8 protein-coding genes are annotated in these 7,368 nt (G+C 67.3%); 7 read left to right on the top strand and 1 reads right to left on the bottom strand.

The annotated features are described in order from the left end of the window. Positions 1-158: 158 nt before the first annotated feature. From FEF15_RS13025 to FEF15_RS12995, 7 genes are all read left to right on the top strand, one after another. Positions 159-1,025: an EamA family transporter gene (locus FEF15_RS13025; protein WP_163559598.1), complete on the top strand. Its 867-nt coding sequence runs from the start codon at positions 159-161 to the stop codon at positions 1,023-1,025. Between the two features lie 75 nt (positions 1,026-1,100). Beyond that, a complete protein-coding gene (locus FEF15_RS13020; protein ID WP_240454166.1) occupies positions 1,101-1,997 on the top strand; it encodes an NAD(+) kinase in 897 nt (298 codons plus the stop codon). Between the two features lies 1 nt (position 1,998). Continuing rightward, entirely contained in the window at positions 1,999-3,003 is a 1,005-nt protein-coding gene (locus FEF15_RS13015) for a metallophosphoesterase (protein ID WP_163559596.1), read from the top strand. A gap of 179 nt (positions 3,004-3,182) precedes the next feature. Beyond that, entirely contained in the window at positions 3,183-4,031 is an 849-nt protein-coding gene (locus FEF15_RS13010; protein WP_163559595.1) for a rhomboid family intramembrane serine protease, read from the top strand. Between the two features lie 24 nt (positions 4,032-4,055). After that, positions 4,056-4,343 carry a DUF1315 family protein gene (locus FEF15_RS13005; RefSeq protein ID WP_163559594.1) on the top strand — a complete coding sequence of 96 codons (288 nt, stop codon included), beginning with the start codon at positions 4,056-4,058 and terminating at the stop codon, positions 4,341-4,343. Between the two features lie 46 nt (positions 4,344-4,389). After that, complete coding sequence (locus tag FEF15_RS13000) at positions 4,390-5,190, top strand: DUF2797 domain-containing protein (protein ID WP_163559607.1); 801 nt, start codon at positions 4,390-4,392, stop codon at positions 5,188-5,190. A gap of 47 nt (positions 5,191-5,237) precedes the next feature. Continuing rightward, positions 5,238-6,236 carry a zinc-dependent alcohol dehydrogenase family protein gene (locus tag FEF15_RS12995; protein ID WP_240454165.1) on the top strand — a complete coding sequence of 333 codons (999 nt, stop codon included), beginning with the start codon at positions 5,238-5,240 and terminating at the stop codon, positions 6,234-6,236. Between the two features lie 6 nt (positions 6,237-6,242). Here the strand turns inward: FEF15_RS12995 and FEF15_RS12990 are convergent, their stop codons facing one another. Next, positions 6,243-7,325, bottom strand: a complete 1,083-nt coding sequence (locus tag FEF15_RS12990; RefSeq protein WP_163559593.1) for a PA0069 family radical SAM protein — start codon at positions 7,323-7,325, stop codon at positions 6,243-6,245. Positions 7,326-7,368: the final 43 nt, after the last annotated feature.

The following is a 7,368-nucleotide window of genomic DNA, read 5'->3' as shown; positions in this document are numbered from 1 at the left end:
CGCGTGAGAGTGGTCGGAATCCGCGATTCTAGTCGCAGAATGAATCGTCGGAGGGTTCAAACTCTAGCCTTTACCCCCTTGCCTTTAAACCCTGGCCTTGAAACGCTGAGTCCCACGAGAGTATCCTTCGTCAACTTTTAAACCATCGGGAGTTGACCGTGGGCTACCTCATTGGCGTCACCGCCCTCTGGGCGTTCTCCTTCTCGCTGATCGGCGTCTATCTGGCCGGCCAGGTGGACAGCTATTTCGCCGTCTTCCTGCGCGTGGCCCTGGCGGCTGCGGTCTTCCTGCCCTTCCTGCGGCCCTCGCTGCTGCGTGGACGCCAGCGGTTGGCGCTGATGGGGCTGGGCGCCGTGCAGCTCGGCGTGATGTACATCTTCTTCTACCAGTCCTTCCTGCTGCTCTCGGTACCGGAGGTGCTGCTCTTCACCATCTTCACGCCGATCTATATCGCGCTGCTCGATGATGCCCTCTTCGGTCGTTTTACCCCCTTCTACCTGTTCACGGCGGCCTTGGCCGTGCTCGGGGCGGCGGTGATCCGCTATCAGGGCCTGGACAGCGGCTTCTGGGCCGGCTTCCTGGTGGTGCAGGGCGCCAATCTCTGCTTTGCGCTCGGCCAGGTGGGCTACCGGCGCTTTTCGGCATCGCTGCCGGAGAGCCTGCCGCGCTACAGCGTCTTTGCCTGGTTCTATCTGGGCGCCCTGGCGGTGGCGCTTCCCGCCTTCGCGGTGCTGGGTAGCACCGCGGCACTGCCCACCACCGGTGTGCAGTGGGGCGTGCTGCTGTGGCTCGGGCTGGTCGCCTCGGGGCTGGGCTACTTCCTGTGGAACCTGGGCGCCACGCGGGTGGATGCCGGGGCGCTGGCCATCATGAACAATGCCCTGATTCCCGCCGGGCTGCTGGTCAACTTGCTGATCTGGAACCGCGACGCCGACCTGCTGCGCCTGGCGCTGGGCGGGGCCATCATCGTCGGTTCGCTGGTACTCAACGAGTGGTGGTTGAAGCGTCGGCCCGCCGTGGCCTGAGGCCGTTGTGACCCGAGTTTGCCCGCCTCGCCGCCAGTCGCCATAATGAGCGGCCGTGAGCGAGTGAGCCAGGGCATGAAGACTTCCAAGGGCAAGGCTTTCAAGAACATCGGACTGATCGGCCGCCTGGGCAGCGCCAAGGTGGTCGAGACCCTGAAGCGCCTGATGCGCTTCCTCGACGACGGCGGCTACCACGTCATCGTCGAGGATCGCACCGCCACGGTGTTGCTCGATCACGGCCATCCCGAGGCGAGTCGTCGTACCCTGGGCGAGCTGTGCGACCTGGTCATCGTGGTGGGCGGCGACGGCAGCCTGCTGGGTGCGGCCCGCACCCTCTGCCACAGCGGCACCCTGGTGTTGGGCGTCAACCGCGGTCGCCTGGGGTTTCTCACCGATATCTCGCCGGGCGAGCTCGAGGAGCGGGTCGGCGAGGTGCTGGCCGGCCATTACGAGGTGGAAGAGCGCTTCCTGCTCGATGCCGAGCTCTACCGTGACGGGGTACTGGTCGGCAACGGCGATGCTCTCAACGAGGTGGTGCTGCATCCCGGCAAGGCGGTGCGCATGATCGAGTTCGAGCTGTTCATCGACGGCCAGTTCGTCTATAGCCAGCGCAGCGACGGCCTGATCATGGCTACGCCCACCGGCTCCACCGCCTATTCGCTCTCCGGCGGGGGCTCGATCATGCATCCCAAGCTCGACGTGATCGAGCTGGTGCCGATGTTCCCCCACACCCTATCGTCTCGCCCCATCGTCATCGATGCCGCCAGCGAAATCCGCGTGCACATCGGCGAGACCAACCAGACCTACCCGCACATCAGCTGCGACGGCCAGACGCGGGCCGTGGCCAAACCCGACGACGTCCTGGTGGTGCGCCGCAAGCCGCAGCGGGTGCAACTGGTCCACCCGCACGGTCACAACTTCTACGAGGTCCTGCGCAGCAAGCTGGGCTGGAGCAACCGCCTGGGGGACTGAGGTGACACGACACGCGAGTCTCGAAGGCTACGACCTGATCGGCGACGTCCACGGCTGCGGCGCGACCCTGGCGAGCCTGCTGGAGAAGCTCGGCTACCACCAGCGCGGCGGCGTCTACCGTCACCCGCGGCGCCAGGTGATCTTCCTGGGTGACCTGATCGACCGCGGGCCGCGCATTCGCCTGGCCGTCACCATCGCGCGGCGCATGGTAGAGGCGGGCGAGGCGCATATCGTCATGGGCAACCACGAGGTCAATGCCCTGGCCTACTGCCATCGGGCATCGTCCCGGCTGGGTCGCGAGTGGCTGCGCGAGCACACCCCCCGCCACAACCGCATCATCAAGGAAACCCTGGAGCAGTACCGCGACCACCCCGCAGAATGGGACGACACCCTGGCCTGGTTTCTGGAGATTCCGCTACTGCTGGAACTGCCGGGCCTGCGCGTGGTGCACGCCTGCTGGGACCAGCCGCTCATCGACGCCCTGCGTCGCGAGCATCCCGATGGCCGCATCGACGAGGCCTTCCTCGAGGCGTCCGTGGAGCACGGTACCCTAGCCTGGCAAGTGATGGATCGGTTGACCCGTGGCACCCATATACCGCTGCCCGAAGGCGTGGCCATCCATTCGGGGGATGGCTTCACGCGCAAGAGCTTTCGCGCCCACTTCTGGGCCCGCGAGCCGCGCACTTGGGGCGATGTGGTCTTTCAGCCCGACAACCTCCCGGATGATCTGGAGTCGCGCCCCTTGACCGACCACGAGCGGGCCTATCTCAGCTACTACGGCCCCGACGAGCCGCCGCTGTTCATCGGCCACTACTGGTGCGAGGGCATTCCCGCGCTGCCGGCGCCCAATGTGGCCTGCCTGGATTACAGTGCGGTGAAGTTCGGGCGCCTGGTGGCCTACCGCTGGAGCGGCGAGTCACGCCTGGACGCCAATCACTTCGTGTGGATTCGGGTGCCCCGGGAGGAAGCGGCGCGGCCGCGGCCCTGGGAGATCGACTTTGACTGACTTACAAAAAGCAACCTTATTTTTTCGCCGCGCCCCTGAACTTCCCGCGGGGCTGTCCGTCAGAGTAAGTGTTCCCTTGAATGATCCCTTGCTCTTGTCCGGCGGCCCCCTTCCGCCGGATTTTTTCTGTGCGTGTGCACTGGCGGGCTCGCGAGGCTGATACCGATCCAGGAGACCCCATGTACCGGGTGATGCTGTTTCCCCACAACATCGATACCAGCGAGCTGCGCCAGGCACTCTGGGCGCACCGTATTGGCCACCGTTTCACCGAGGAGGCCGAGGGACAGGTACTGTGGCTGGCCGATCCCGATCAGCACGATGCCCTGCAGCAGCTGATTGCCCGCTGGCAGCGCGGCGAGCCCCTCCTGCCCCGGCAGCGGCGGACACCCAGGGGAGGCACTTCCCTGGCGGTGCCCTTCCGCCAGGCGCCGGTGACCGCCACGGCACTGGCGCTCTGCCTGCTGGTCTTCGCCGCCATGGGCCTGTTCGGCGATCTCGTCGTGGCGTTGCTGACCATCGTGCCGGTGGGGGTGGTCAACGGCAGTCTCGCCGTCGGCAACCTGGGTGAGGCGCTGGCCAGCGGTCAGGTGTGGCGGCCGCTGTCGCCAGCCTTCCTGCACTTCGGCTGGATGCACCTGATCTTCAACATGCTCTGGCTGTGGTACTTCGGGCGCCAGATCGAGGGGCTGCACGGGTCACGGCGCATGCTCGCCATCCTGTTGATCGCGGGTATCGGCGCCAACCTGGCGCAGTACGCCACCGGGACGGTGCTCTTCGGCGGCATGTCCGGCGTCGACTTCGCGCTGCTCGGTTACGTCTGGCTGATGTCGCGGCGCGCGCCCCAGAGCGGCTTCTTCGTGCCGCAGATGCTGGTGGTGTTTATGCTCGGCTGGATGGTGTTCACCATGACCGATGCCGCCTCCGCGGTGGGGTTCGGCAACGTGGCCAACGAGGCGCACCTCGGTGGCCTGGTCGTGGGGCTGGCCATGGGCTGGTATTATTCCGAGCGGGCGCGGCGCCTTCCTTGATTCCCTTTTAGTGAGAACGATGCCATGAGCGAGATGACCTTCGAGCGCATGATCCAGCAGATGACTCCGGCCATCTACGAGAGCCTCAAGCAGGCGGTCGCCCTGCGCAAATGGCCCGATGGTCGCTGGCTTTCCGCCGACCAGACTGAACTCTGCCTGGAAGCGGTAATGCGCTACGAAGCGGAAAATCACGTGCCCGAAGAGCAGCGTGTCGGCTACCTGTCGCGGCGTACCTGCGGCGGGGCCAGCAGCGGTGCCGATGTGCCGCCCGAACTCGCCGGCCTGGCACGGGACGCCACCCGTGACGGATGAGGCGCGCATCGCTGCCGCCCAGGCCATCCAGGGCTGCCTGACCAAGATGGCCGTCGAGCCGGGACGGGGCGACGAGCCAGCCCACTATACGCTGCGCGCGGGCGAGGCGCGCCTGGATATCAATCCCCGGCTGGGCTTCCCCCTGTCTCTGGAGTGGACCGGCACCATCGCCTGTACCCATTGCGGCCGGATCACCAGGAAAAGCTTCGGCCAGGGCTATTGCTATCCCTGCTTCAAGCGCCTCGCCCAGTGTGATACCTGCATCGTCAAGCCGGAGCTGTGCCACTACTTTCAGGGCACCTGTCGCGAGCCCGAGTGGGGCGAGCGCCACTGCTTCCAGCCCCATGTCGTCTACCTGGCCAACGCCTCGGGCCTCAAGGTGGGTATCACCCGCGCTACCCAGATACCGACCCGCTGGCTCGACCAGGGGGCCGTTCAGGCGCTGCCGGTGCTGGGGGTGGAGAGTCGCCAGCAGGCCGGCTTCGTCGAGGTGCTCTTCAAGGAGGAAGTGGCCGACCGCACCAACTGGCGCGCCATGCTCAAGGGCGAGATCGCGCCCTTGGATCTCATCGCCGAGCGCGATCGCCTGCTCGCGCGCCTCGACAGCGGCCTGGCTAACCTGCGCGAGCGATTCGGTCAGGATGGCATCCGCGTCCTCGACGAGCGTCCGGTGCACCTGGACTACCCGGTGCTCGAGTACCCGAGCAAGATCGTCTCCCACAACTTCGACAAGCACCCGGTGGTGTCCGGCACGCTGCAAGGCGTGAAGGGGCAGTACCTGATTCTCGACACCGGGGTGATCAACCTGCGCAAGTTCACCGGGTACGAGGTCAAGGTCGTGGCCTGAGGCCTGGGCTATCCTGTCGTCAGCACGAACTCGGCAGGAGCTCGATCATGAATGCCACGATGCGCGCCATGCGCTTGCATGCCCCCCACCAGCCGCTGGTACTCGACGACGTTCCCATCCCGCAGCCCGGCCCCGGCGAGGTGCAGCTGCGGGTGCTGGCCTGCGGCGTCTGCCGCACCGACCTGCACGTCATTGACGGTGAGCTCAGCGAGCCGCACCTGCCGCTGATTCCCGGGCACGAGGTAGTGGGGGAAGTGACGGCGTTGGGCGAGGGCGTTTCCGGTCTGGAGTCGGGGCAGCGCATCGGCGTGCCTTGGCTGGGCTGGACCTGCGGCGAATGCGATCCGTGCCGGGCCGGGCGCGAGAACCTCTGCGAGCGTGCCGAATTCACCGGCTATACCCGCGATGGCGGCTACGCCGAGTACGCCGTGGCCGACACCCGCTACTGCTTTCCCATCCATGACGACGACGCCCAGGCGGCCGCGCCGCTGCTCTGCGCCGGGCTGATTGGCTATCGCACCTGGCGGCTGGCCGGCGGCGACGAACCGCGCCGGCTCGGCATCTACGGCTTCGGGGCCGCGGCGCATATCCTCGCCCAGCTCGCCGTGGCCCGCGGCCAGCGCGTCTATGCCTTCACGCGACCGGGGGACGAGCCGGCCCAGGCGTTTGCCCGCCGGCTGGGTGCCGTCTGGGCCGGCGGCAGCGACGAGACGCCGCCCGAGCCGCTGGATGCTGCGCTGCTCTTCGCCCCGGTGGGTGCGCTCGTGCCCATCGCACTGGAGCACGTCAAGCCGGGAGGCGCGGTGGTCTCCGGCGGCATCCACATGTCCGACATCCCCGCATTCCCCTACCGCCTGCTGTGGCAGGAGCGCAGCGTGAAGTCAGTGGCCAATCTCACCCGCCGCGACGGCGAGGAGTTCCTGGCCCTGGCCCCCACCGTGCCCATTCGCACCGAGATCCGCGCCTATCCCCTGGAAGAGGCGAACCAGGCGCTCGAGGACCTGCGCCAAGGGCGGCTCTCCGGGGCGGCAGTGCTCATTCCTTGATCGCGTTCACTCAAACAGATCCCCCTGGGCGCGCGGCGGGCGAAACGTCGTGGTGTCCAGCGACTGCGCCGCCCGGGCCGCTGGTGTGTTGAAGCCCAACTGCCGGCACGCTTTGCGGAAGCGCTGTTCCAGCAGCTCGACGAAGACCCCTTCGCCACGCATTCGCTTGCCGAAGCGGCTGTCGTAGACCTCGCCCCCGCGGCACTGGCGCATCAGGCTCAGCACCTTGGCCGCCCGTTCGGGGTAGTGCGCCTCGAGCCACTCGGCAAAGAGCGGTGCCACCTCCCGCGGCAAGCGCAGCAGCATCCAGCCGGCGGTGTCGGCGCCGGCCTCGCGGGCGGCGGCGAGCAGGCGCTCCAGCTCGTGGTCGGTGAGTCCGGGAATCACCGGGGCGATGAGCGTGCCCACCGGCACGCCGGTGGCCGCCAGCTGCTCGATGGTGCGCAGGCGGGCGGTTGGAGAGGCGGCGCGGGGCTCCAGGGTACGCTTGAGGTCACGATCCAGGCTCGTCAGGCTGACCATCACCCGCACCAGGCGCCGGCGGGCCAGTTCGCCGAGCAGGTCGCGGTCACGCAGGATCAGCGCGCTCTTGGTGACCAGGGTCACCGGATGGCGGCACTCGAGGAGCAGGCTGAGCACCTCGCGGGTGGTGCGTCGCTCGGCCTCCAGGGGTTGGTAGGCATCGGTATTGCCGGCCAGGTTGATCGGCCGGCACACATAGCCGGGTTTGGTCAGCTCCTCGCGCAGCCGCTCCACGAGTCCGGTGCGGGCGATGAGGCGCGACTCGAAGTCGAGCCCGGGCGAGAGATCCCAGTAGGCGTGGCTGGGGCGGGCGTAGCAGTAGATGCAACCGTGCTCGCAGCCGCGGTAGGGATTGAGCGAGCGGTCGAAGGGCAGGTCGGGCGAGCGATTCCACGACAGGGCACTGCGCGTCGGTTCGTCACGGACCTCGGTGGCTAGACGCCCTGGCACTTCCTCCTGCCACCAGCCGTCATCCACCGCTTCTACCCGTGTGGGGGCAAAACGGTTGTCTGGGTCGAAGGTGGCACCGCGCCCCTTGCGGGGGGTATCGGCGATGGAGCGAGGCATGGGGGATCACCATTACTGTATTCATGTACAGTATAGTGGCGCC

Origin of the sequence: Halomonas sp. NO4 (assembly GCF_010994375.1) — a bacterium.
GTDB lineage: Bacteria > Pseudomonadota > Gammaproteobacteria > Pseudomonadales > Halomonadaceae > Halomonas.
Note: the sequence above shows the minus strand (reverse complement) of the source record. Positions and strands in the feature narration are given on the sequence as shown.